This window comes from Burkholderia plantarii (assembly GCF_001411805.1).
In the GTDB taxonomy this organism is placed as follows: Bacteria; Pseudomonadota; Gammaproteobacteria; order Burkholderiales; family Burkholderiaceae; genus Burkholderia; species Burkholderia plantarii.
Map to the genome: position 1 here is coordinate 410,662 of NZ_CP007212.1, position 25,464 is coordinate 436,125.

A 25,464-nucleotide genomic window follows, 5' to 3' on the forward strand; every position below is an offset into this window, starting at 1 on the left:
AATCCAACGACCGAGCGAACCCGAGAGCGACCGACGTCATGAGCACGCCCCTCAAAACCCTGATTGCGAAACTGAACCCGACCTGCCGCAAGGCGGCCGAACGCGCGGCCAGCCAATGCCTCGCGCGCGGCCACTACGAGGTCGATCTGGAGCATCTGTTCGTCGCGCTGCTCGACGAGACCTCGGGCGACATGCCGGTGGTGCTGCGCGCGAGCGGCGTCGATCCGCACGCGCTGCGCCGCGACCTCGAGCGCGAGCTCGACACGCTCAGGAGCGGCAACACGCGCACGCCGGTGTTCTCGGTGCATCTGAGCGAGCTGTTCCAGCAGGCCTGGCTGATCGCCTCGCTCGACGCGCAGATCGGCCGGATCCGCTCCGGCCACCTGCTGCTCGCGCTGCTGAGCGCGCCCGATCTCGCGCAGTTCGCGCAGCGCATGTCGCCGCAGTTCGCGCAGGTGCGCGTGACCGACCTCAAGCACAAGTTCGACGAGATCACGGCCGGCTCGAACGAGGCCGAGCCGCGCGGCGCCGAGGCCGCGCACGACGACGGGCCAGAGGCCGATGCCGCGGGCGCCGCCGCGGGCGGCCCGTCGAAGACGCCCGCGCTCGACACCTACACCACCAACCTCACGCAGCGCGCGCGCGACGGCAAGATCGACCCGGTGATCGGCCGCGACGCCGAGATCCGCCAGGCGATCGACATCCTGATGCGGCGCCGCCAGAACAACCCGATCATGACCGGCGAGGCCGGCGTCGGGAAGACCGCCGTGGTGGAAGGGCTGGCGCTGCGGATCGCCGCCGGCGACGTGCCGCCGCCGCTCGCGGGCGTGGCGCTGCACGTGCTCGACATGGGGCTGCTGCAGGCCGGCGCGAGCGTGAAGGGCGAGTTCGAGAACCGCCTGAAGAGCGTGATCGACGAGGTCAAGAAGAGCGCGCATCCGATCATCCTGTTCATCGACGAGGCCCACACCATCATCGGCGCGGGCGGCCAGGCCGGCCAGAACGACGCGGCCAACCTGCTCAAGCCGGCGCTCGCGCGCGGCGAGCTGCGCACCATCGCGGCCACCACCTGGAGCGAGTACAAGAAATACTTCGAGAAGGACGCGGCGCTGGCGCGGCGCTTCCAGGTGGTCAAGATCGAGGAGCCCAGCGAGCCGCTCGCCGCCGCGATGCTGCGCGGCATGGCCGGGCTGATGGAGCGCCACTTCAACGTGCGGATCCTCGACGACGCGATCACCGAGGCGGTGCGCCTGTCGCATCGCTACATCAGCGGCCGGCAGCTGCCGGACAAGGCGATCAGCGTGCTCGACACCGCCTGCGCGAAGGTCGCGCTGGCGCAGAGCGCGACGCCGGCGGCGATCGACGACCTGAAGAAGCGCCTCGAGCGCACGGCTGCCGAGATCGCCGCGCTCGAGCGCGAGGTGGCGGGCGGTGCCGCGCACGACGAGCGGCTCGCCGCGCTGGGCGAGGCGCGCGAGGCCGATCTGGCCGCGCTGGCGGCGGCCGAGGCACGCCATGCCGAGGAGCAGGCGATCGTCGCCGAGATCGTCGCGCTGCGCGCACGGATCGACGCCGCGCGCGAGGCCTCGGCCGACGGCGAGCGGATCGACGCCGACGCGGTGCGCGCGCAGCTGGCCGAACGCGTGGCCGCGCTGAAGGCGGTGCAGGGCGTCGAGCCGATGGTGCCGCTGCAGGTGGACGCGCACGTGGTGGCCGAGATCGTCGCCGCGTGGACCGGGATTCCGCTCGGCCGCATGGTCAAGGACGAGATCGAGACCGTGATGAACCTGAAGACGCTGCTCGGCGCGCGCGTGATCGGCCAGGACCACGCGCTCGACGCCGTGGCGCAGCGCGTGCGCACCGCCACCGCCGGGCTGGAGGATCCGGACAAGCCGCGCGGCGTGTTCCTGTTCGTCGGGCCGTCGGGCGTCGGCAAGACCGAGACCGCGCTGGCGCTGGCCGACGTGCTGTACGGCGGCGAGCGCAAGATGGTCACCATCAACATGAGCGAGTACCAGGAGGCGCACAGCGTGTCGGGCCTGAAGGGCTCGCCGCCCGGCTACGTCGGCTACGGCGAGGGCGGCGTGCTGACCGAGGCGGTGCGGCGCAATCCGTATTCGGTGGTGCTGCTCGACGAGGTCGAGAAGGCGCACCCGGACGTGCTCGAAATGTTCTTCCAGGTGTTCGACAAGGGCGCGATGGACGACGCCGAAGGCCGCGAGATCGACTTTCGCAACACGCTGATCATCCTGACCTCGAACGTCGGCTCGACCGCGGTGATGCAGGCCTGCCTCAACAAGCCGGCCGAGGAACTGCCCGAGCCTGACGCGCTCGCCGAGACGCTGCGCCCGGCGCTTTACAAGGCGTTCAAGCCGGCCTTCCTCGGCCGCATGAAGGTGGTGCCGTACTATCCGATTCCGGACGACGTGCTGGCCGAGATCATCGAGCTGAAGCTCGAACGGATCGCGCGGCGCATCGAGGCGAACCACAAGGCCGTCTTCGAATGGGACGAGTCGCTGGTGGACGCCGTGCTGGCGCGCTGCACCGAGGTGGATTCGGGCGCGCGCAATGTCGATCACATCCTGAACGGCACGCTGCTGCCCGAGGTCGCCGGCCACGTGCTCGAACGGCTCGCCGAGGGCAGCGCGATCGAGCGTATCGCCGTGCGCGCGAGCGAGGCGGGCGAGTTCGAGTACACCGTCAAGTAAGGCCGTAACCCGCGCGGCGCGCGCGGCGGGCGGGCCCATCGAGCCCGCGCCGCGCGCGCCGCCTCACCGATCATCCAGCTGTCACGACGACCATGCCGATTCACGTCAATGCGCTGCTCGCGCCCCTGAACGAAGCGTCGCCCTGCGGCGACGACCTGCTGTTCTCGTCCGAATTCGACGCGATCCAGCACGCGCGCAAGTTCGACGATCCCTCGCTCGACCAGGGCGAGTGGATCACCGAGATCAAGGAGGCCGACTGGGGCTTCGTGGTCGATCAGTCGGTCGCGCTGCTCGGCACGCGCACCAAGGACCTGAGGCTCGCGGTCTGGCTCACCGAGGCGCTCGGCATCCAGGAGGGCGTGGCCGGGCTCACCCAGGGCTACGAGCTGCTGGCCGGGCTCTGCCGCACCTGGTGGGACACCGTTCATCCGCTGCCGGAAGGCGACGACATCGAATACCGGCTCGGCAACGTCGGCTGGCTGTCGGGCCGCACCGCCGAGCTGCTGCGCATGGTGCCGCTCACCGACGGCTCGGGCAGCGCCTACAGCGCGCTCGACTGGGACGTGGCGCAGCACGTCGCGCAGGCGGTGCGGCGCGACCCCGACAACGCCGGCGAGATCGCGCGCAACAAGCCCGCCGTCGAACAGATCGAGGCCTCGAAGCGGATGACCTCGGTGGGTTTCTACGCCGGGTTGCTGGCGAGCCTGAGTGCGTTCCGCGCGGCGCTCGACGCGCTCGACGACGAACTCGAACGGCGCGCCGGCAACGCCGCGCCGAGCTTCCGGCAGGCGCGCGACGCCTACGATTCGGTGCGCCTGCTGGCCGAGCGCTTCGCCCGGGAGCAGGGCTATTCGCCCGACGCGCAGCCCGTCGCGCCGCCGCCGCCCGTCGCGCAGGGCGGCCCGATCGAACGCAGCGAACCGAGTTTCAAGACCCCGCTCACGCCCGAACCGCTCACGCCGATGCCCACCGCCCAGCCCGTCGCCGTCCACGTCCCCGCGCCGATCGTGATCGCCGGGATCCAGAACCGCGCGCAGGCGGTCGAGCAGCTGCGCGCCGTGGCCAGGTACTTCCGCGCCACCGAGCCGCACAGCCCGGTCGCCTATCTGGCCGACAAGGCGGCCGAATGGGCCGACATGCCGCTGCATCTGTGGCTCGAATCGGTGGTGAAGGACGACGGCTCGCTCGCGCATCTGCGCGAGCTGCTCGGGGTGAAGCGCGACGAGAACGGTTGAGGGGGCGGGCGTCCACGCCCGGCTGCCCTTCAGCATCGCCGCAAATGACAACGGCGCCGCGGGTGTCCACCCGGCGGCGCCGTTGTCGCTGACTGCCTGATTTGCCGCCCGCGCGCCTACTGCCCCGCGCGGAACTCGATGCGCCGGTTGCGCGCGCGCCCGTCGGCGGTGTCGTTCGAGGCGATCGGCTGGTCCGGCCCGACGCCGGTGGTCGACAGCTGCTGCGACGGGATTCCCTTCGCCACCAGGTAGCCCTTCACGGCGTCGGCGCGCGCCTGGCTCAGCGCGATGTTCGAGGCGCGGTTGCCGGAGTTGTCGGTGTGGCCGATGATCGCCACCGAGCGGTTCGCCATCCGGCCCATCGCGTCGGCCATCTGGTCGAGGATCGCGCGGCCCTGCGGCGTCAGCGTGGCGCTGCCGGTCTCGAACTCGATCGTGCGGTTGGCGAGCGTCTGGTCGAGCAGGCCCTGCTCGGAGGCGCTCACGCGCAGCGCGTTGCGGATCGTGTAGGTCGGGTTCAGCTGGTTCGCCATGTCGCTCGCCACCTGCTGGCGCTGCGCCTCGTTGCGGACCTCGCCCTTCACGTCGATCGAGGTGCCGTCGATGCGCAGCTGCCCCTTGCTGATCTGCTTCAACTGCGGGCCGATCAGCTTCTGCACGTTGCTGCTCCAGTTCGGCGGAGTGGCCACGTCGCCCACCTCGATCTGGTCGACCACGTTGCCGGCGCCGTAGGTGTCGCGCAGCTTCTGCAGCACGGCGGCCTTGGTCGCCTCGTCGGGCACCTTGCCGCCCACCACGACCTGCCCCGGCGTGGCGCTGGCCTGCGGCGGCGCCGAGACGGTCGCGCCGGTGCCGGCGCCCGTCACCGGGCCGGCGCCCGCGCCGCCCGCGACGTTGGTGCCGGTCAGCACGGTGCCGTTCTGGCTGGTGCCGCCCTCGGCCGGCGGCGGGGCGCTGAGGCCGCCCGACGGTGCCTGCGCGGGCGCGCCCGACGGCGGGATCACGGTGCTGCGCACGGCCACCCCGCTCGGGTCCACGCGCGTCACGGTGGCGGGGCCGGCGTTGTCGGCGAACGCGCCGGCGGGCACGGCAAGCAGGGCCAGGCCGCCCGCGCGGAACACGGCGCCGGCGGCAAGCGCGCAGAGGGTGGCAAGCGTGGTGGCCACGTGGCGCGGGCGCGGCGGGAACGCGGAGGTCGTCATGGCGTCAGGCCCCTCCGACGAAGGCTTCGCGGAACGTGTCGATCGCCACGCGCAGCGACAGTTGCGGTTGTTCGAGGTAGCTGATGAGCTTGCTGGTCGCGGGATCGTGTTGCGCATGGGCATCGACCCATTCCGGGTCGTCGATGTCGATGTTGTGTTGCGAATAGGTCTGCGGGTCGACCACGCTGTGCAGCGTGCGCGCCGAGGCGCCGTTGAAGCCGATGATCAGGCGCTCGCGCTCGGCGATGGTGCCGATGAAGATCGCCAGCTCGAAATCGGCCTGCGAGACGAACGGCGCGATCAGCTCCATCCAGAACGCGGCCACCAGGCTGCGATAGAACGGATCGACCGGCAGCGGCAGCGTGAGCCCGCGCTCGATGTGCGACGAGCCGCTCTGCATCACCGGGCGCAGCAGCGAGCCGAGCGCCAGCATCGCGCCGCGCAGCTTCACCGGATGGCCGCTCGCGAGCAGCATCTGCTCGAGCCCGAACAGCGACTGGTGCTCGACGAAATCGTTGAAGGTGCCGTCGTGCGCGCTGCCGGGGCCGCCGGTGTCGATCGGCACCTGCGCGTCGCCGAGCGCCTGCAGCGCGCCGGGCGGCTCGTCGCGGCCGAGCAGCGGGCGCATCAGCGCGGCGGCGCGCTGCCAGAGCCGCGCGAACGCGAGCGGGCTGCGCGCGACGAAGGTGAGCGGCCGGTCGACCTCGAGCGCGGTGGCGGCGAGAAACGGGAAGCGCCGGTTCGAGGCGTCGTGGCTCGCCACCATGTGGCCGGCGATCGCGAGCTTGCTGCGCGTGCCGATGAACGCGAAATGCATCGGCCGTGCGCTCTCGTAGACGATCTTCCAGCGCGGGTCGTCGGCCAGCAGTTCCATGGCCTGCGCGATCCAGCTGTCCAGCGTCTGCAGCAGCTGCGGGTTGTGCGCGCTCTTCACGAAGTCGCCGCGCGACGGGATCTTGCCGAAGTAGGCGATCTGCGCCTGGACCGTTTGCGTCATTGCGCCCCCTGTGCGTTCGATGCATTGGCGGCCGTGCCCGCGGCGGCCGCGGCCGGTGTCACGCCGGACGTGCCGGCCGGTGCCTGTGCCGTCGCGTTGACGGCGCCGCTCGCGCTGGTGTTCGCCACCGACGAGGGCAGGTGCATGCCGCGCAGGCTCTGCTGCTGCGGGGCATCGCCGCCGCCGCTGCCGCCGCCCGAGGGCTGCGAGGTGCTGATGATGCGCATCGTCACCGACACGTTCACGCTGCCCTGCGTCCAGGTCAGGTCGAAGGTGCCGTCCGGGCGGCGCGTGCGCTGCGCCGAGTTGATCAGCTTCTCCAGCCCGTAGCGGCCCGGCTCGTTGACGAGCTGCAGCGTGCGGCCGTCGAAGGTGGTCGCGGTGAGCGTGGCGCCCGGCGAGCCTGACGGGTTCGGCCAGACGAAGTTGGTCCACTGCGGCGGCGTGTTGCGGTAGCGCAGCTGCTGGCCGTCGATCGCGATGGTGTACTCGGTCGTGCCGCTGCTCGGCTGCGGCAGGATCTGGAACACCGTCTGCGGTTCGGACGAGGCGCTGCTGGCGGCGGCGCCGCCCGCCAGCGGCGCGACCCAGCTCGCGAAGCCGCCGGTGAAGTCCGGCGTCAGCGCGAGGCCCATGTCGCCCCAGGTGCGAGCGGTCAGCGTGTCGCCGCGGCGCACCGCGAGCGGGCCGAGCGTGGTGCCGACGAACTTCGCGATCGAGCCGTCCGGGCCGAACACCTGGGCGATCTCGGAAGCGGCGGCCTCGACCTTGGCACCCGGCGAGAACGGATACTTGCTCGCCAGCGACGCCTGGAACGGCTGGTAGACCTGCGCGTTCCAGACCTTGTTGACTTCCACCGAGGCCGGCTGGATCACCACCGCGAACGCCTGCATCAGCGGGCGCACCAGCAGCGGGCGCAGCGAGCGGCGCTGCGAGTCGGTCAGGCCGGTCAGCATCTGCTCGTCCACGTACTTCAGCGAATCGGCCAGCTCGGAGCCGCTGCCGTCGAGCGTCTGCTGCATCAGCTGGCGCGCGCCGGGGCCGGGGTCGCCCTGGTTCTTGATCACGTTGAAGCGCGTGCGCACCTTCGAGAGCGAATCCATGTAGCCCTTCAGCATCGACTGGCCGCCGTCGTGGGTCTGCACGATCCGGCCGAGCCCGATGAACTCCTGGCCGATCGGCCCCATCGGCACGTCCACCGGATTGCCGTTGATGTCGATGTTGGCCGCGAGCTGGCCGCCGCGCTGGCGCGAGAACCACTGCTTGACCCAGCCCACCACGCCGGTCTGCGCCTTCCTCAGCGTCACGCTGGCGAGCGAGGGGTTGTCCCACGAGGTCTGCTCGTAGGCGGTCTCGAGGATCTTGCGGATCGGCGAATCCTGCGGGTCGCCGAGCCGGTTCATCGCATCGACGGCCTGCCCGAAGCTGCCGAAGTTCTGCACCGCGATGCCCTGCATGAACTTCTGCCAGTGCTGCGCGTACTCGGTCTTGTACATGCCCACCAGCACCTTCTGGATCTGCTCGGGGCTGCCTTCCAGCGTCAGGTCGTCCTGCGAGGCGGTGTTGAGCACCCAGTCCTTGGCCTGCAGCTCCTTGGTGGCCGCGTCGCGGATCGCCGGCTGCACGTAGTCGAACCACGCGTCGCGCGTGAAGGTGCCGGGGATCGCGTAGCTGCCGGCCACCAGCGAGGCGTTGTCGTCGCCGACGATGCGCGCGACGGTCATCGGCGCGTAGCGCGTCGAGGCGCGCGCCTTGATCTCCTCGTAGACGCGCTGGCGGGCCGGCATGCCGCGCACCACGTGGCGCAGGTTCTCGCGGGTCTGGTCGACCAGCGCGAGGTTCGCGTCGATCATCGGCCAGTCGTTGTCCTGCACGCGCGAGAGGTAGAACGTGATCATCCGCTCGGCGCTGCGGATCATCTCGTCACGAGGCATGTTGCCGCGATTGGTTTCCAGCCAGCCGCGCCAGAAACGCGCGATCTGGTCGGTCAGGTGCGCCTGCTCGACGTGCCGCTTGTCGGACAGCATCAGGTAGGTCTTCAGTGCGTTGTAGGCGTCCTCGACGTTGGTCGGCGAGGCGTCGTTATAGAGCCCGCCCTGCGCGCGGCTGGCCAGCGCGGTCTTGTCCGAGACCGGCACCGCGCCCGATTCGGGCGTGCGCGTCATCGGCGCGAGCTGGTCCGGATGCGCGTTCACGTCCTTCAGGAACGAGGCGAGGTTGTCGGCCACCGGCGCGAGCATGATCTGGCGCACGCCGTTGTAATACTCGGTCAGCAGGTGTTCCTCGAGCCGGTCGCCCTGGTAGAGCCCGAGCGAGACCGCGATCGGCTTGTCGTGGCGGAACTGCTCGAGCTGCTCGATGCGGTCCTCGAGGATGTCCATCGCCTGCAGGCGCGACTGCAGGTCGTTGCGGTTCTGTTCGAGCCTGGCGATGTTGTCGAGGTCGGCCTGCACGTTGGCCACCAACTGCTGGTTGCCGATCGTCGACCAGGTCCAGCCGCCCAGCGCGAGCGCGAGCGCCGCGACGAACGCGAAGAACGTCACGTAGCGCATCCGGGTCTTGGCGGGGCTCGCGAACTGGCGCACCGTCTTGCGGTCCTCGAAGATCACCTTCGAGAACAGGTCGCGCAGGAAGAAGCCGTTCTTCGAGAACGCGCTGTGCGGCTTGGGCAGCGCGGCGCCGTCGAGCGCGAAGCGGGTGGCGATGCGCTGCGCGGCCGCGCTGTTGGTCTCGCCTTCCTGCAGCGCGCTGGTGAAGTAGAAGCCGCGGAAGATCGGCTTGTACTGGAACGGGTTGTTCTCGAACAGCGTGGCCAGGAACGCTCGCAGGGTCGGCTTGATCGAGGCGAATTCGAGCGGGAAGCTCAGCTGGCCCGGCGAGAGGATGTTGCCGCGGCTGATCGACAGCTGCGCGACGCTGATCTCCTTGAGGCCCTCGTAGAGCTCCTCGAAGCGCTCGTCGAACAGGGCCACCACGTCGCGCTTCTCGTCGGGCTCGTAGGGCAGCGTCGCGCCCCACACGCGGTCGTATTCGGCGCGCTCGCTGCTGCTGAAGAACTCGGTGAAGCCGGTGATCAGGTCGGCCTTGGTGAACATCACGTAGACCGGCGCGAACACTTCCAGCTTTTCGGTCAGCTCCTGCACGCGCTGGCGCAGGTTCTTCGCGAGGTTGATGGCGAACTCGGGGCGGCTGCCGGTCAGCTCGGCGATGCTGGCCGTGACGATGATGCCGTTGATCGGCGCCTTCGGGCGGTGCTTCTTGAGCAGGCCGAGAAAGCCGAGCCATTCGGTGCGGTCTTCCTCATGCACCGAGTAGCGGCCCGCGGTGTCGAGCAGGATGCCCTCGGTGGTGAAGAACCAGTCGCAGTTGCGGGTGCCGCCGATGCCGTGGATCACGGCGCTGTTCTTGTCGGCGAACGGGAACTGCAGGCCCGAGTTGATCACCGCGCTGCTCTTGCCCGCCGCCGGGTTGCCGATCACGATGTACCACGGCAGCTCGTAGAGCGCCGAGCCGCCCGAGACCTGGCCGATCTTCGAGCTCTTGATGGTCTTGACCGTGTCGACGAGGCGCGTGCGCAGCGTGTCGAGCTCGGCCTGCTTGGCCGGCTCGACCGGCGCGGCCGTGGCCGCCACCTGGTTGTCGACCTCGGCCTGTTCCTCGAGCATGTCGCCGAGCTTGCGGTTCGCGCGCCGCACCCGCAGCCGCCGGATCAGCTTCACGATCAGCCACAGCACGACGAGCGCGGCGAGGATCGCGATCGGCCACACGAAGCTGATCTGCAGGGCGTCCGCCGCGATGAACAGGATCGCGGCGAGCGCGATGAACCCGAGGATCGAGAGCGTGCGCGGGTGAGTCAACACGTTGAGGATGCGTTGCATAGGACGGTCAGGTTCCGGTGCGAATCAAGGAGGCGAAGCGATGGCGCGGGCGCGCCGACAGTGTGACGGCGGCTGATGACGTCACGCTGCGTATCCGGTGGAATCGTGAGGGTGCGGCGCGCGGGCGGCGCGGGCCGGTTGCGGCGAGCGGGTGCGGGCGGCGGCCGCGCGTCCGGCGCGGCGCCCCCCGGCGTGTGGCTGACCGGCCTGGCGGCCGGCGCTATCGTTCATCTTCCCCATACCGCCCTCAGGTTTTGCGACGCCGTCACTGCGGCGGCGGGTGCCCCAGCTTGAAACCGGGTTTATGGAATTCGACGTGTCCGAGGTCCATCATCTTCCATCGGCCACCCCAGGTCAGGCCCACCTGTTCGGCGACCTGACCGTACAGCTGATAACCGCGCATGGCCCACGGGTCCTTCTCGGAGATCACCAGCTTGCCGTCGCGCAGGAACGCGTTGTCGGCCGCGAGTCCGAACTGGTGATAGCTCTGGTACGCGGCCGCGTTCGTCACGTTCGTGCCCATCTGGGCAAGCCGGTTCTGCCGTTCGGGACTGCGATAGCCTTCGAGCAGCGCCATTTCGTATCCATACTGCTCGTGCATGATCTTGTAGACGAGCAGCAAGCGCGTGCGGAAATCCGGATCGAGCAAGTTCCAGTCGCGACTCGCATCCTTCAGCGCGGGCCGGATCTGCTCGACTTCGCGGGTGGCGAAGACTTCGGGCGGCAGCGGCAGCGGCGGGACGAGTTGTTCGCCTTGCAGCAGCGCGGCGATCTTTTCGTCGGGAACGCGTATGGTGTCGTCGTATTGGAATAATTGCCGACCGCGTAACGCAATCGCGATCAACGGAGGCGTCGCAAGAATACCTGTCGCGCCAATAATCAGCAAGCGCCGTCGGACCAGTAAATTTTGCAGATCATTTAAAGAGTTCTGCGAAAATTTTGCCGATTTAAGAATGTGGCCGCGAGTGCGCTGCGCGCGATCGGAAACGCGCCGGCTTAATCTTCCGTGAAACTGCGCGACCGAGCCGAACAGGCCGGCCCGCACGCCCGGCAATAACAACAAGGCGGCGGCCAGCACGGCGATGCCGAAATATGCGATCAGGACGACGGCAATCACTGAAATCCCCGAAATTTACAATCGATTGTCTTTTAGAAGCCTTGCTCTTAGAATCAGGCCTGCTTCGAGTCGGCCGGGCGATATTATTGCGGCGAATTAAACCAGGATTCAACGAGACATTGAATGAGTGCGCCGGAAGATTCAAATCGGAAAGCTCCACCCAGTCTGCTTTCTGACCCGGGCCAGAAGGGCGGGCAGAACGCTTCGCGTATTCTCGCCAATCTCGAAGGGCGTGTGTCGCCGCAACAGAGTGCCGAAAGCGCCGCGCCTTCGCGCTCCCGCAAGGGACCGCTCGCGCTGATCGTGCTCGCGATCGTGGCGGTGGCCGGTTGGGGCGCATGGCGCATCCAGGCGCATCAGGGCGCGGCGCCTGCCGTGACCGCGGCGTCGTCCGCCTCCGCGGTGTCGGGCGCGTCGGCGGCGTCCGCGCCGGCCGTCGTTGCCGCGGCTTCCGGTGCCGCTTCAGGGACGACGTCGGCCAGCGACGCGCAACTCGCGCAGGCCGCCTCGACGCCGCAGACGGCGACCATCGTCAACGACGAACCGGCCGCCGATGCTGGCGCCTCGGGTGCGGGCGGCACGCCCGGCAACCGGCTGTCGCAGGCGCTCGCCAACGGCGCGACCGATTCGAACACCGCCGGCGGCGCGGCCCTCGCGGGCGCCGGCGCGGCCGCGACGGTCGCGGCGGCCACCGTCGCCGGCAAGGCCGACGCGTCGAAGCACGACGCCGCAGGCGACAAGCCGAAGACGAAGGCCGAGAAGCTGGCCGAGGCCAGGCGCGAGAAACAGGAAAAGCAGCAGGAGCGGCAGGAGCTTGCCGCGAAGAAGCGCCACGACCGCCAGCTCGAGGCGGCCGCGAAGCGCCATCCCGCTACCGCGAACACGCACCACGACGATCCCGACGCCGACCTGCTCGCGGCGCTGGTGGCGCGCACCAAGCCGGCCGATCCCGGCCCGCCGCCTTCGGCCAGGCCGAAGAAGGCCGCCGTCACGAAGGTCGCCGCGAACGAGGCCACGCTTGCCGCGCGTGTGAAGGAATGCGGCCAGCGCGGCTTCTTCGAGGACCAGCTGTGCCGCTGGCGCGTGTGTGATGGCCACTGGGGCAAGGATCCGGCCTGCCCGAGTTCGGCGAACCAGAACCGCCAGCCCTGATCGATCCGGATGCGAATGGCCGGTATCGCGCCGGCCGCGCGCCCGCGGGTTCATGACGAGGCGAGGCGTTCTTCCGCAGCCGCCGGTCGCCGGTACCGCCATCGTTTATCGAGCCGTTTCCCCCGCCACGTTGTTGGCTTCCCGCTTCCCGCCTTCCCGTCATTCGTGCGATGGCGCGCGGCCGTCCACGCGCGCCGCGCGGCGGATTCATTCGCGGTTGTCCGCATCTTTCGCTATGCTTCGAAGCCGGTGCCGCCCGGCGCGCGGTCACGCTCGCGGCGGGCCTTCGCGGGCATGGCCGGTGACGCCGGAGCCCGGCGCGGGCCGCCCGCGCCGGTGGCCCGCCCGTCGTCCCCGCGCGACGCGTCGATGACGATGGCGTGACGCGCCATCACCGTGACATGTGGATCGGCGACATATCAGGGATGCGCCGTGAGCGGCATGGGCATGGCAAGGCAGGACGGGCAGGGCAAGGATTCGCAGGACAGTCGATGAAACCAGAGATGATCATTCCCACCTACGGCGCCGACACGTCCGGCATGGTCTGCGCGTTCCGTTTCGCGCCGGACGCGGCCGGCGTGCCGGTCGACGCGGCCGGGACCGGCGCGCTGCTGCAGCCGGAGGTGGCCGACGGCAACGCGCCGCGCGAATTCCAGTGGCTGCACTTCAATCTCGCGCACGGCGCGAGCGAGCGCTGGATGCGCGCCAACCTCGGCCTGCCCGAGACGTTCTACGAATTCCTGCGCGAGGGTTCGCACTCGACGCGCATCGAGCAGCAGGACGGCGTGCTGCGCGCCGTCGTCAACGACGTGATGTTCAGCCTCGACATGGAGGCCGCCGAGGTCTCGACGCTGTGGGTCTACGTCGATCGCCGCATGATGGTGACCGCGCGCCTGAAGCCGCTGCGCTCGGTCGACACGCTGCGCGAGAGCGTGCGGCAGGGCGAGCGGTTCCGTTCGCCCACCGAGCTGCTGATCCACCTGCTGCGCGACCAGGCCGACGTGATGCAGCACATCGTGCGGCGCGCGAGCGTGGACGTCGATCGCATCGAGGATCGCTTCCTGTCGCAGCGCCCCACCGCGAACCGCGACCAGCTCGGCTCGATGCGCCGGACCATGACGCGCCTGCAGCGCATGCTCGCGCCCGAGCCGGGCTCGATCTTCCGGCTGCTCGCCAAGCCGCCCGCGTGGCTGCTCGGCGCCGACGTGCAGGAGCTGCGCGAATCGACCGAAGAGTTCTCGCTGGTGCTGGCCGATCTGGCCGGGCTGGTCGAGCGGATCAAGCTGCTGCAGGAAGAGATCACCTCGCGCCTCGACGAACAGAACAACCGTACGCTGTTCACGCTGACGCTGGTGACCGTGATCGCGCTGCCGATCAACATCATCGCCGGCTTCTTCGGCATGAACGTGGGCGGCGTGCCGCTCGCCGAGAACAAGCACGGCTTCTGGCTGATGGTGCTGTTCGTCGCGCTGTTCACGGCGCTCGCCGCGTGGTGGGCGTTCCGGCGGCGCGGCGATCGTTAGCGCGGCGCGACCGGCGAGGGGATCGCGGCACGGGATCGCGGCGCGGGTTGCCCCGCGCCGCCGTGCTTTCCGCGCCGCGCGCGCCGTGCGTGATCAACGCAGCCAGCGAATCGCCGCCTCGCCGATCACCATGCCGAGCAGTCCCACCAGCGCGACGAGCGGCGGCGCCGGCGAGCGCACGTTCAGGACGCCGTACAACAGCCCCACGCCGGCACCGACGCCGAGCGACACCGCATAGTCGATCATTGTCGTTCTCCCTCCGTTTCGTGCCGGGCCGCTCACGGCTTGATCAGCACGCGTTCGCGCGTGCCGCCGAGGACCGCGCGATAGGCGTCGTGCGCGCGCGCGAGCGGGTAGGCGTGGTCGGCCGTGATCGGGAACGGCCGCAGCGTGCCGGCCTCGAACGCGGGCGCGAGTTCGTCGAGGATGCGCGCGCAGGCGGCACCGTCGAGCGCGAGCGAGTCGACGCCCACGTAGGTGTGCTGGCCGCGATAGAACGCGAAGATGTCGAACGGCACGCTGCGCTCGAGCGTCGAGATGAAGATCTGGCGCGCGCCGATCGCCATCGCCGCGTTCGCCGCCGCGAAATACGGGCTGCCCACCGTGTTGTAGACCACGTCGGCGCCGTGGCCGCCGGTCAGCGCGCGCACCGCCTCGGCGACGTCGCCGGCCGATGCGTCGATCATCGACACCACGCCGCTCGCGTGGCCGCGATAGCGGCCCGCGCTGCGCTCGACGCCGATCACGCGTGCGCCGCGCGCGCTGGCGAGCTGGATCGCCGCCTGCCCGACCTTGCCGTTCGCGCCGAACACCAGCACCACGTCGTCCGCCTGCGGCATGCCCGCGCGGCGCAGCCCTTCGTAGGCCGTGATGAACGGCACGCCCACACCGGCGGCCTCGTCGAGCGTCAGCGCGGCCGGCTTGCGGCGCACCTGCGCGACGTCGAGCAGCAATTGCTGCGCATGCGAGCCGTCGCGGCGGATGCCGAGCTCGCCCCCCGAGCCCCACACCTGCGCGCCGATCCACTCGGGCGGGCCGAGCCGCACCACGCCAGCCCAGTCGCGGCCCGGCGTGCGCGGCCAGACGGCGTGCGGCATGTTGCCGAGCGCGGCCTTCACGTCGCTCGGATTGACACCGGCGGCGTGGACGTCGATCAGCAGCTGGCCGTCATGCGCGACGGGCGACGGGTCATCGTGGATCGGTGCGACGAGCGAGTCGATGTCGCGGGCGGCGGTGGCGAGGACGATGCGCTGCATGGCGGGGCTCCTGGATTCGGTGAGGGAATGGAGGCAGTCTAGGCAGATGCCGTTGACGCGGAAATATGCAAAGGCGCATCATCGCTTTGCGAAAAACGCATAGGCATGTCCTGCAGCGCGCCGCCTGTCGTTTCCTTCCCTTCCGTTCGCGCCCTTACCCGCTCCATGGAATCCGTTCTCTCCCCGCATCTGGCCGTGTTCGTCGACGTCGTCGAACTGCAGAGCTTCTCGGCCGCCGCGCGGCGCCACGACGTGGCCGCCTCGTCGATCTCGCGGCGCATCGATCAGCTGGAAGCGCAGCTCGGCGTGCGCGTGCTGCACCGGACCACTCACGCGATGCGGCCGACCGAGGCCGGGCAGCTGCTGTACGACCGCGCCAAGGCGCTGCTGGCCGGCATCCGCGGGCTGCATGCCGAATTGCACCGGCAGCGCGACGAGCCGGGCGGGCTGGTGCGGATCGATTGCCCGGCGCCGTTCGGGCGGCTGCACCTGATGCCGGCCGTGGCCGCGTTCATGCGGCGCCACGCGGCGATCGTGGTCGAGCTGGTGCTGACCGACAGCATGGTGGACTTGCCCGGCGAGCGGCTCGGCGCCGACGTCGATCTGGCGCTGCGGATCGGCCCGGTGGCGGCCACCCGCTTCGTCGCGACGCTGCTCGCGCCGCAGCGGCGCGTGCTGTGCGCGAGCCCGGCCTATCTGGCCGCGCGCGGCACGCCGGCGTCGCTCGACGCGCTCGCGCGCCACGACTGCCTCGCCTGGCACGGCTCGCCGCCGCCCGGCGCGTGGCGGTTCGGCAAGCATCGTCATGCGCCCGCCGCGCCGCGCTTTCGCAGCAATCATTCGGAGGCGCTGCTGGCGGCCGCCGTCGAGGGGCTCGGCATCGCGCATCTGCCGACCTGGCTGGCCGGCGCGGCGCTCGCCGACGGTTCGCTGGTCGCGCTCGGCATCGCCGGCGCGGCACCCGTGCTGGAGGACGCGACGATCCACCTGCTGCGCCAGCAGGCGGGCGGCGCCGCGCGCACGCTCGCGCTGGTCGAGTTCCTGCGCGAGTGGTTCGCGCAACCGCCCTGGGAGCGGGAGGCGGGAGGAGTGGAACGGGAGCGGCGGGGCGACGGGGACGGCAGCGAGGGATAAGGACGAAGGACGGGGCGGCGAGCGCGCGACGGCTGGAACGCAATGGCGAGACTCGCCGGTCCGGACGCGACGGTTCGGCGGCGCGCCGTGCCGCGCGAACCACGACCCGCCCCGCCCGGCAGCGCACCGCCAAGGAACTACGCGACAGCCGCGCGGTCCAGTTCGCATGCCCGATCGCGATTCGCGGCCGGGCATGCCTCGCGTTGTCGCCCCTGATCCCCGCCCCCGGAGGAATGCCGATGCAGCGCCGCGCCGCCGTCCGCCTACTCGTAATCGGCAGCCTGCCGCTCCTGACGGGCGGGTGCGCCGTGCTCGGCCGCGATCCGGTGCGGGTCGGCGTGGTGGGGCTGACGCCGCTCGCGGGGCAGGGCCTGGAGATGCGCTTCGAGCTGAAGCTGCGCGTGCAGAATCCGAACGACACGCCGATCGGCTACGACGGCCTCGCGCTCGATCTCGAACTGAACGGCCGCGCCTTCGCGAGCGGCGTCAGCGATGCGCGCGGGGTCGTGCCGCGTTTCGGCGAGGTGGTGATCGGCGTGCCGATCACGGTGACGGCGTTCGCGGCCGCGCGGCAGGCGTTCGGTTTCGCCGACGCGGCGGCGGCGGGGCGCATTCCGTACCGCCTGAGCGGCAAGCTGCAGGCCGGCGCGTTCGGCGGCGTGCGTTTCACCGATGCCGGCTCGCTGAGCCTGCCGGCCGCATCGGGCGGCGCGTACTGAGCACGTGCCTCGACGCATGGCGAAGGAAGCGGCGTGTCCGCGTGACCGTTCCGATCCCGACAGGCCCGCGCCCGCTGTGCTAAAACCAATCGAGCGAGGCCGCACGGGCGGTTGCGCGAGATTGCCGCTTGGGCTCACCCGCGTCGCGAGCGATAATCGCGGCCTGCCGCCGTCAGGGCGGCGTTTCCGTTTCCGATGTCTGCCGTCCTTTCCGAGTTGCCGTGACCGATTATCCGACCCTTCAATTCCACGACGCGAACGGCGTCGAACGTGTGCTGCGCTGGCGCTCCGAGGCCGGCTCGCCGCCGCCGAAGCGCGTCGTGGTCGCCGACGACACGACCACGGCCGACACCGCGTACCGGCTTGCCTGCGAGGGCACGGCGCTGGTCTGGCAGGGTGACTTCCAGAACGCGCGCCAGCTGCTGCAGGCGCTCGCGCGGCGCATCGACCGGCGCGCGAGGAAGAAGGACGCGGACAACCCGGTGGACGCGTTCAACCTGCACCGGCTCGCCCAGTCGCAGCGCGCGCGCACGCTCGGCATGCTGCTGATCCCGCTCGAAGCCGATCATTCGATCGCGCTGCGCCGCGCGCCCGACCTGCGCGAGGCCTGCGTCGAGGCCTACGGCCCGGGCGGCGCGCCGTCGGTCGCCTCGCTGCGTGAGCTGCTCGGCCTGATCGGCGCGCACGAATGGCGCAAGAAGGGGGTGGAGATTCCCGCGCTCGGCGCGCGCATCCATCCGCACTACGGGGTGTTCTCGCCGGTGCGCGGCGAATACGTCGAGCTGGTCGTGCGCGCGCCGCTGCCCGCCGCGACGCTCGCGTTCGACATCGGGACCGGCACCGGCGTGCTCGCGGCGGTGCTGGCCGGGCGCGGCGTCGAGCGCGTGGTGGCCACCGACCAGGACCCGCGCGCGCTGGCCTGCGCGGCCGAGAATCTCGAACGGCTCGGCTACGGCGCGCGCGTCGAGCTGCAGCGCGCCGACCTGTTCCCGGCGGGCCGCGCGCCGCTGGTGGTCTGTAATCCGCCCTGGGTGCCGGCGCGGCCGGGTTCGCCGATCGAATACGCGGTCTACGATCCGGACAGCCGGATGCTGAAGGGCTTCCTGGCCGGGCTCGCCGCGCATCTGACGCCGGGCGGCGAGGGCTGGCTCGTGCTGTCCGATTTCGCCGAACACCTGGGGCTGCGCACGCGCGAGGCGCTGCTCGGCTGGATCGAGGCGGCCGGCCTCGTGGTGCTGGGCCGCGACGACATCCGGCCGGTCCATCCGAAGTCCAGCGACGCCGACGATCCGCTGCACCGCGCCCGTTCGGCCGAACTCACCTCGCTGTGGCGGCTCGGCGCGCGCGGCGAGATGGCGGCTTGACAGGCGTCTGAAGCGCGGCGCTGGCGGTGCCGCCGAAGCCGCGGCGCCGTTCCCGACGCCGCGGCGAGGCCGCCGGCCCCGGGCCGTTCCGGCCGGATTCGCACCGCGCCCGGGCCGCCGCCGCGATTTTCGGTAAACTCTCGTCATTCCACCCGTTTCCCGCCGACGCCGCGCCGGTTTTTCCGGTGCGGGGCCGGCCGTCCGCACGATGTCGAACAAGACCTACGAAGTCCGTCCCGAGCAATCGGTCGAGCTGCTCAAGGAGCTGCATATCCTGACGCGCGACGGCAAGATGAACCAGGACAGCCGCCGCAAGCTGAAGCAGGTCTATCACCTCTATCAGTTCATCGAGCCGCTGCTGGAAAATGTCGCCGCCGATCGCGGCGGCGTGACGCTGGTCGACCACGGTGCCGGCAAGTCCTATCTCGGCTTCATCCTCTATGACCTGTTTTTCAAGTCGCGCCCGGCGGCGGGCTCGCACATCTACGGCATCGAGACGCGCGAGGAACTGGTCGAGCACTCGACCGCGCTGGCCGCGCGGCTCGGCTTCGGCGCGATGTCGTTCGAGAACCTGTCGGTCGCCGACTCGATCCGTTCGCCGAAGCTGCCCGGGACCGTCGACGTGGTGACTGCGCTGCACGCCTGCGATACCGCCACCGACGACGCGATCCGCTTCGCGCTGGCCAAGCGCGCGCGGCACATCGTGCTGGTGCCGTGCTGCCAGGCCGAGGTGGCCGGCGTGCTGCGCCGGAACAAGGGCAGGTCGCTGGCCAGCGCGCTGACCGAGGTCTGGCGCCATCCGCTGCATACGCGCGAGTTCGGCAGCCAGATCACCAACGTGCTGCGCTGCCTGCAACTGGAGGCGCATGGCTATCAGGTCAGCGTGACGGAACTGGTCGGGTGGGAACACTCGATGAAGAACGAACTGATCATCGCGCAGTACAAGAACCTGCCGCGCCGCAAGCCGGGCGAGCGCCTGGGCGAGATCCTCGCGATGTTCGGGCTGGCCGAGCTGAACGAGCGCTTCTTCGCGCCCGAGGCGACGGGGGAAGCGGCCGAAACGAACGCCTGAGTGGCGCGCGGCGCCCGCTCGGCGCTGCTCGCACCGGATGGCGGGTTGGCGTGACCGCCGGAGCGGGCGACGGTCCGATCAACGAAGCGGGCCACGATCCGGCTGTCGAGCCGGAAGAGGATCCGGCCGCCGAGCCGCCCCAGGCGCCGCGAGTCCATCGCGTCCGCCTCGCCCGCGGCCCCGATCGCCGCGCCCGCCGTCACCGGCCGTCACCGGCCGTCACCGGCCGTCACGCAGGCCGACTCCCGCCGACCAGCCGCGCCGGCCTTCGGTCAATCCCCGCCCTTCTGCGTCTCCGGCCCGCGTTCGCCGCCCGCCATCCAGTCGCGCCAGCCGTCGTGGCCGAGGCGCCGCAGCGTCGCCTGATTGCGCTCGTAGATGTCGGCGGCGTCCGGAAACGCCTCCACCGCGCGGTCGATGCTCGCCTCGCGCAGCAGATGCAGGATCGGGTAGGGCGCGCGGTTGGTGTAGTTCTCGATGTCGTCGGCGTCGGTGCCGTCGAACCGGTAGTGCGGATGGAAGCTCGCGATCTGCAGGGTGCCTTCGAACCGCAACTGGCGCAGCAGGCGGTCGGCGAAATGGAGCGCGTCGTTGAAATCGTCGAACCCGGCGAACGCGCGCGGATAGATCAGCAGCGTGGTGTCGATCGCTTCCGGGGCGGCCGCGTCGAGCGTGCGCAACTCGCGTTCGAGATCGTCGAGCGCGTCCTCGAGCGAGGCCGCCTCGCTGACGACGTAACGCACCTGTTCCTTCACGTGGACGCTCTTTGCGAACGGGCACAGGTTCAGGCCGATGACGGCGCGCGTGAGCCAGTGGCGCGTGGCGGCGAGGATGTCTTGATGGGGATCGTTCATGGTCGAGGCGGCGGCAATGCGGCGACCGGCATTGTAGCGGGCCCGCCGGCGCGACGTACCCCGCCCGCGCGCGGCGCGTGAGCGCGCCCGCCGCCGCCGCATGTGAAGTGTGAAACGCGAACCCGGCCCGGCCGCGCGGCCCGGGCTCAGGGGGCAGGCGCTCGGGGATCTCAGGCGCAGGCCGCCTCGATCATCATCCGCACCACGCGCGGCGCGCCGCCGATCGGGCTGTGTTCGTCGCGATAGGTCTGGCTGGCCGCGTAGATCCCTTCCACCACCAGCGCGAGCCCGTCGGCCAGCAGTTTCGGGTCGCGCGCGCCGGCTTCGGTCGCGAGCGCGACCAGCCGCTGCATCAGCTCCTGCTTGTTCTCTGCCACCGACGCGCGCGCCGGATGCGCGGCATCGGGAAACTCCACCGCGACGTTGATGAACGGGCAGCCGCGATAGGTCGGCTGCCGCGCGCGCTGCGCCAGATCGTCCACGAGCTGCAGCAACTGCGCCTTCGCATCGCCGGGCAGGCGCGCGGCGGCGGCGTCGAAGCGGTGGAAGTAGCTGGCCTTCTTGCGTTCGAGATAGGCAAGCACCAGTTCGTCCTTCGACGCGAACTGCCGGTACAGGCTCATCTTGTTCACGCCGGCGCGCTCGACCACCGCGTCCACGCCGACCGCGCGCACCCCTTCCTGATAGAACAGCGCCTCGGCCGCGTCGAGCAGCTGCGTGTGCGCGTCCGCGCCGGCGGTTGGCGAACGGCGCGACGGCGCGGGTTTGGAGGAGGAAGCAGGCATCAATCACCTCGACGGCTTGGGGTCAATTTTGACGATGCTTGACATGTTACTGGCCGGTCACTACGATCGCAAGCTCTTGTGACCGAACGGTAACCTTGGCGGTCGTCATCAACGGGTCGGGGGCCGGCGGCATGCCGGGCGCGCCGCGGCCGCTACGGGAGTACGGGGAATGAACTGGATGGCAGCGGGCGCCCGGGGGCGCTTCCACTACGGCTGGATCGCGGCGGCGGTCGTGTTCCTGGTCCTGCTCGCGGCGGCCGGCACGCGCGCCACGCCGAGCGTGCTGATGGTGCCGCTCGAGCACGAACTCGGCTGGAGCCGCGCGACGATTTCGCTCGCGATCTCGATCAACATCGCGCTGTACGGCCTGACCGGGCCGTTCGCGGCGGCCGCGATGCAGCGCTTCGGGCTGCGGCCGACGGTCCTCGTCGCGCTGGTGGTGATGGGCACGGGCGTGGCGCTGTCGTCGATGATGACGGCCACCTGGCAGATGGTGCTGATCTGGGGCGTGATGGTGGGCAGCGCCACCGGCGTGGCCGCGCTGACGCTGTCGGCCACCTTCGTGAACCGCTGGTTCGTGGCGCGGCGCGGGCTCGTGATGGGCATGCTGACGGCCAGCTCGGCCACCGGGCAGCTGGTGTTCCTGCCGATGCTGGCGGCGATCGCGCAGCACCACGGCTGGCGGCCGGTGGTGCTGGTGGTGGCGGTGGCGCTCGCGGTGGTGGTGCCGCTCGTGATCTTCCTGCTGCCCGAGCGCCCGGCCGACCTGCAGCTGCGCCCCTACGGCGAGCCCGACGACGCGCCGCGCGCGCCCGAGGCCGCGAAGCAGAACCCGCTCGCCACGGCGTTCAACGCGCTGTTCGACGCGGCCCGCAAGCGCGACTTCTGGCTGCTGTTCTTCAGCTTCTTCATCTGCGGCGCGAGCACCAACGGCTACATCGGCTCGCACCTGATCGCGATGTGCAGCGACTACGGCATGAGCGAGGTGCAGGGCGCCTCGCTGCTCGCCGCGATGGGCGTGTTCGACCTGATCGGCACGACGCTGTCCGGCTGGCTCTCGGACCGTTATGACAGCCGCGTGCTGCTGTTCTGGTACTACGGGCTGCGCGGGCTGTCGCTGATCTACCTGCCGCACGCGTTCGGCATCGACTTCTTCGGGCTGCCGCTGTTCGCGGTGTTCTACGGGCTCGACTGGATCGCCACCGTGCCGCCCACCGTGCGCCTCGCCACCGACATCTGGGGCAAGGAGCGCGCGCCGATCGTGTTCGGCTGGATCGTCGCCGGCCACCAGCTCGGCGCCGCGTTCGCCACGCTCGGCGCGGGGCTGCTGCGCGCGAGCCTCGGCACCTACACGCTCGCCTCGATGATTTCGGGCGGCCTCTGCATCGTCGGCGCGGTGATCGTGCTGCGCATCAAGCGCGGCCGCGCGCAAGCGGTGCCGCAGGCAGCCTGAGCCCGCCGGGCAGGGCCGCTTGGCCGGCGGCGCGCTGACATCCAGCCCGCTCCGGCATGGCCCGCCGGGCGCCCGCGAGCGGGCCTTGCCGAGGCCACGCGCGGCACGAAGACGAGGCCGCCGCGCGTCACCCGCCGGGGGCAGTGAACGGGTATGCTGGCGGTTCTCCGGGGCTAGCGCCCTTTTTCGACCTACGAGGCCACGCATGTCCGTCAACCTTGCACCCACCGCCGTGCCGATTCACGAATTGCTTGCCGGCCGCTGGAGTCCGCGCGCCTATTCCGACCAGCCGATCAGCGGCGAGCACCTGCACGCGGTGCTCGAGGCCGCGCGCTGGGCGCCGTCCGCCTACAACGCGCAGCCGTGGCGCTTCGTCGTGTTCGACCGCTCGCGCGACGAGGCCGCGTTCAAGAAGGCGTTCGCCACGCTGGTGCCGTTCAACCAGGGCTGGAACGCGCCGGCGCCGGTGCTGATCGCGGTGACCGCGCACACGCTGACCTCGAAGGGCGAGCCGAGCAGCACGGCGCTCTACGACGCCGGCGCGGCGGGGATGTCGCTGGTGCTGCAGGCGCATGCGCTGGGCCTCGCCGCGCACCAGATGAGCGGCTTCGATCCGAAGGCGTTCCGCGAGGCGTTCGCGGTGCCGGCCGACGTGGAGATCGTCGCGATGATCTCGCTCGGCCACTACGGCGACGCCGAGAAGCTCGATCCCGTGCTGCGCGACCGCGAACGCGCGCCGCGCACGCGCCATGCGATCGGCGAGGTGGTCTATCAGGGCGGCTGGAAGGTGCCGTTCGCGGGACGCTGAGCGAGCCGGCCGCGCACGTGCGCGTACGTATCGGCGCGCGTCCGGCGCGACACTGTCGGTGCGGCCGGGTTCGAGTCCGAGTGCGGTACGCCGCGGCGCAATAGCCGCTTCGGCGCCGGTTTTCCTCCCCCGCTGCGGCGCCGGTACGCGGGCGCCGGCCGCCGGGCCGACCCGTCCCCGTATTTCTCGTGCGCCGGCCCCGTTGTAGCGGCCCGCGCTTCTGTGATAAAAAAGCCCCCCTTTCCGCTTCGCGCCCGCCCAGTCGGCGACCTCTCCCCATGACTTATTGCGCGATCGATTTCGGCACCTCCAATTCGGCCGTCGCGTTGCCGGACCCGGCCAACCCGGGGGCGATGCGGCTCGCGCCCGTCGAGGGCGAGCACCGGACCCTGCCCACCGCGATCTTCTTCAACAACGACGAAGGCTCGCGCGAGTTCGGCCGCACCGCGCTCGCGTCCTACATCGACGGGTTCGACGGCCGGCTGATGCGCTCGATGAAGAGCATCCTCGGCTCGCCGCTCGCGGAGACCACCACCGATCTCGGCGACGGCAGCGGCATCGCCTATACCGAGGTGATCGCGATCTTCATGCAGCACCTGACGCGCAAGGCGCAGGCGTGCGCGGGCGGCGCGATCGAGCGCGCGGTGCTGGGCCGGCCGGTGTTCTTCGTCGACGACGATCCGCGCGCCGACCGGCTGGCCGAGCAGCAGCTCGCCGCGGCCGCGCGTTCGGTGGGGCTCAAGGAGGTGTGCTTCCAGTACGAGCCGATCGCGGCCGCGTTCGACTACGAGTCGCGGCTGTCGGCCGAGTCGCTGGTGCTGGTGGCCGACATCGGCGGCGGTACCTCGGACTTCTCGCTGGTGCGCGTCGGCCCCGAGCGCATGGCGCGGCTCGAGCGCAAGGACGACGTGCTGGCCCATCACGGCGTCCACGTCGCCGGCACCGACTACGACCGCCGCGTCGAACTGGCGTCGATCCTGCCCGCGTTCGGCTACCGCTCGCTCGACCCGGAAGGCCGCGAGCTGCCGAACCGGATCTACTTCGACCTGGCCACCTGGCACCTGATCAACACGGTCTACACGCCCAAGCGGCTGGCCGAGCTGAAGCTGATGAAGCACCTGTACGTGGATACGCGCCAGTTCGACCGGCTGGTGCGCGTGGTCGACCAGCGCCTCGGCCACGCGCTGACCGCGCGCGCCGAGGAGGCGAAGATCGGCGTGGCGGCCGGCGGCCAGACCCTGATCGACCTGAACGACGTGGAAGAGGACCTGCAGATCGCGTTCGATGCGGCGCGCCTGATCGAGGCCAGCGTGGACGACACGGCACGCATCGTCGAGGCCGCGCGCGAGACGGTGCGGCTGGCCGGCATCGCGCCGCGCGAGGTCGGCGCGCTCTACTTCACGGGCGGCTCGACCGGCCTGGCGTTCCTGTCGGGCGCGCTGTCGGCCGCGTTTCCCGACGCCGAGCCGGTGTTCGGCGACCGGCTCGCGAGCGTGGCGACCGGGCTCGGCATCCACGCGCGGCGGCTGTTCGGCTGAGGCCGGCGGGCCACGCGGCCCGCACGCCGCCATCGAAGCCCGCGTGGTCATCGCGGGACGCCCTGCGGCCGCCATGAGCGGCCGCTTTCATGACATGCGCATGTCGGCGCCATCCGCGCGCGGCCGATTTCCGCCAGTCCGGCGCGAACCCGCGAATCGATTTCGGAACAAATGCCGGCCGATGCGAAAACGGGACGGAGAAAACGAAAACCCCGCCGAAGCGGGGTTTCTCATTCAGGCGAAGATATCGCGCGAACTTACAGCGGCTTGATGTTCGCTGCTTGCAGACCCTTCGGGCCAGTCTTCACTTCGAATTCGACCTTCTGGTTTTCTTGCAGCGTCTTGAAACCGTCGACACGGATTTCCGAGAAGTGCGCGAACAGATCGTCGCCGCCGCCTTCCGGCGTGATGAAGCCAAAACCCTTAGCGTCGTTGAACCACTTGACGGTGCCGGTTGCCATAACTTGTTCCTAAAAATGGTGAGACAGGGCGAAACGCCCGGGAGGTGCATGAAAATCAAGGAAGGGGGTAATGGGGCCGACCGGAGTACCGTTGATGGGCGAACTACGAAAGTACCTATTCACTCGCCACTTGAAATCCTGCTCGGCCGTTATACGTCCTATTGCCCCCGCGGTCAACCTTCAAACCGAATTTCCTAGGGAAACCCCG

20 protein-coding genes are annotated in these 25,464 nt (G+C 70.4%); 11 read left to right on the plus strand and 9 right to left on the minus strand.

Going from position 1 to position 25,464, the window contains the following annotated elements:
- Positions 1–38: 38 nt before the first annotated feature.
- Entirely contained in the window at positions 39–2,708 is a 2,670-nt protein-coding gene (gene tssH, locus bpln_RS01825; protein ID WP_042623704.1) for a type VI secretion system ATPase TssH, read from the plus strand.
- A 92-nt stretch (positions 2,709–2,800) separates the two neighbouring features.
- The gene (gene tssA / locus bpln_RS01830; RefSeq protein ID WP_055137949.1) at positions 2,801–3,943 is read left to right on the plus strand and encodes a type VI secretion system protein TssA; all 1,143 of its coding nucleotides are present in this window, start codon (positions 2,801–2,803) and stop codon (positions 3,941–3,943) included.
- A 116-nt stretch (positions 3,944–4,059) separates the two neighbouring features.
- On the opposite strand, the gene bpln_RS01835 is transcribed toward tssA, so the two are convergent.
- The 4 genes from bpln_RS01835 to bpln_RS01850 form a co-directional block, all read right to left on the minus strand.
- A complete protein-coding gene (locus bpln_RS01835; protein ID WP_148653922.1) occupies positions 4,060–5,145 on the minus strand; it encodes an OmpA family protein in 1,086 nt (361 codons plus the stop codon).
- 4 nt (positions 5,146–5,149) lie between these two features.
- Positions 5,150–6,142, minus strand: a complete 993-nt coding sequence (gene tagF, locus bpln_RS01840) for a type VI secretion system-associated protein TagF (RefSeq protein WP_042623706.1) — start codon at positions 6,140–6,142, stop codon at positions 5,150–5,152.
- Positions 6,139–10,020: a type VI secretion system membrane subunit TssM gene (tssM, locus tag bpln_RS01845; protein WP_055137950.1), complete on the minus strand. Its 3,882-nt coding sequence runs from the start codon at positions 10,018–10,020 to the stop codon at positions 6,139–6,141. The genes tagF and tssM overlap by 4 nt, the downstream gene beginning before the upstream one ends.
- 265 nt (positions 10,021–10,285) lie before the next feature.
- A complete protein-coding gene (locus tag bpln_RS01850) occupies positions 10,286–11,137 on the minus strand; it encodes a M15 family metallopeptidase (protein WP_042623708.1) in 852 nt (283 codons plus the stop codon).
- Positions 11,138–11,260: 123 nt separating this feature from the next.
- Between bpln_RS01850 and bpln_RS01855 the strand changes: the two genes are divergently transcribed.
- On the plus strand, positions 11,261–12,289 hold the full coding sequence (locus tag bpln_RS01855) for a hypothetical protein (RefSeq protein WP_055137951.1): 1,029 nt from the start codon (positions 11,261–11,263) through the stop codon (positions 12,287–12,289).
- A 491-nt stretch (positions 12,290–12,780) separates the two neighbouring features.
- The gene (locus bpln_RS01860) at positions 12,781–13,812 is read left to right on the plus strand and encodes a transporter (protein ID WP_123863398.1); all 1,032 of its coding nucleotides are present in this window, start codon (positions 12,781–12,783) and stop codon (positions 13,810–13,812) included.
- Between the two features lie 93 nt (positions 13,813–13,905).
- Here bpln_RS01860 and bpln_RS33505 read toward each other — a convergent pair whose 3' ends face one another.
- Positions 13,906–14,058, minus strand: coding sequence for a DUF1427 family protein (locus tag bpln_RS33505; RefSeq protein WP_082465165.1), 153 nt, complete (start codon positions 14,056–14,058; stop codon positions 13,906–13,908).
- A 32-nt stretch (positions 14,059–14,090) separates the two neighbouring features.
- Positions 14,091–15,068: a quinone oxidoreductase family protein gene (locus tag bpln_RS01865; RefSeq protein ID WP_055137952.1), complete on the minus strand. Its 978-nt coding sequence runs from the start codon at positions 15,066–15,068 to the stop codon at positions 14,091–14,093.
- A gap of 165 nt (positions 15,069–15,233) precedes the next feature.
- Here bpln_RS01865 and bpln_RS01870 point away from each other — a divergent pair, with 165 nt between their 5' ends.
- The 4 genes from bpln_RS01870 (at position 15,234) to bpln_RS01885 (ending at position 19,357) form a co-directional block, all read left to right on the plus strand.
- The gene (locus bpln_RS01870; protein WP_055137953.1) at positions 15,234–16,202 is read left to right on the plus strand and encodes a LysR family transcriptional regulator; all 969 of its coding nucleotides are present in this window, start codon (positions 15,234–15,236) and stop codon (positions 16,200–16,202) included.
- Between the two features lie 239 nt (positions 16,203–16,441).
- On the plus strand, positions 16,442–16,921 hold the full coding sequence (locus bpln_RS01875; protein ID WP_420807350.1) for an LEA/WHy family protein: 480 nt from the start codon (positions 16,442–16,444) through the stop codon (positions 16,919–16,921).
- Between the two features lie 221 nt (positions 16,922–17,142).
- The gene (locus tag bpln_RS01880) at positions 17,143–18,285 is read left to right on the plus strand and encodes a methyltransferase (RefSeq protein ID WP_055137955.1); all 1,143 of its coding nucleotides are present in this window, start codon (positions 17,143–17,145) and stop codon (positions 18,283–18,285) included.
- Positions 18,286–18,493: 208 nt separating this feature from the next.
- On the plus strand, positions 18,494–19,357 hold the full coding sequence (locus bpln_RS01885; RefSeq protein WP_055137956.1) for a class I SAM-dependent methyltransferase: 864 nt from the start codon (positions 18,494–18,496) through the stop codon (positions 19,355–19,357).
- A 272-nt stretch (positions 19,358–19,629) separates the two neighbouring features.
- Here bpln_RS01885 and bpln_RS01890 read toward each other — a convergent pair whose 3' ends face one another.
- Together bpln_RS01890 and bpln_RS01895 are read right to left on the minus strand one after the other, a co-directional pair.
- Complete coding sequence (locus tag bpln_RS01890) at positions 19,630–20,211, minus strand: DUF1415 domain-containing protein (RefSeq protein ID WP_055137957.1); 582 nt, start codon at positions 20,209–20,211, stop codon at positions 19,630–19,632.
- 170 nt (positions 20,212–20,381) lie between these two features.
- Positions 20,382–20,996 carry a TetR/AcrR family transcriptional regulator gene (locus bpln_RS01895; protein WP_042623717.1) on the minus strand — a complete coding sequence of 205 codons (615 nt, stop codon included), beginning with the start codon at positions 20,994–20,996 and terminating at the stop codon, positions 20,382–20,384.
- Between the two features lie 169 nt (positions 20,997–21,165).
- Here bpln_RS01895 and bpln_RS01900 point away from each other — a divergent pair, with 169 nt between their 5' ends.
- From bpln_RS01900 to bpln_RS01910, 3 genes are all read left to right on the plus strand, one after another.
- Positions 21,166–22,449, plus strand: a complete 1,284-nt coding sequence (locus bpln_RS01900) for an MFS transporter (RefSeq protein WP_055137958.1) — start codon at positions 21,166–21,168, stop codon at positions 22,447–22,449.
- Between the two features lie 205 nt (positions 22,450–22,654).
- On the plus strand, positions 22,655–23,257 hold the full coding sequence (locus bpln_RS01905; RefSeq protein WP_055137959.1) for a nitroreductase family protein: 603 nt from the start codon (positions 22,655–22,657) through the stop codon (positions 23,255–23,257).
- Between the two features lie 278 nt (positions 23,258–23,535).
- Positions 23,536–24,795 carry an Hsp70 family protein gene (locus bpln_RS01910; RefSeq protein ID WP_042623720.1) on the plus strand — a complete coding sequence of 420 codons (1,260 nt, stop codon included), beginning with the start codon at positions 23,536–23,538 and terminating at the stop codon, positions 24,793–24,795.
- Positions 24,796–25,052: 257 nt separating this feature from the next.
- Here bpln_RS01910 and bpln_RS01915 read toward each other — a convergent pair whose 3' ends face one another.
- Positions 25,053–25,256, minus strand: a complete 204-nt coding sequence (locus bpln_RS01915; RefSeq protein ID WP_012734504.1) for a cold-shock protein — start codon at positions 25,254–25,256, stop codon at positions 25,053–25,055.
- Positions 25,257–25,464: the final 208 nt, after the last annotated feature.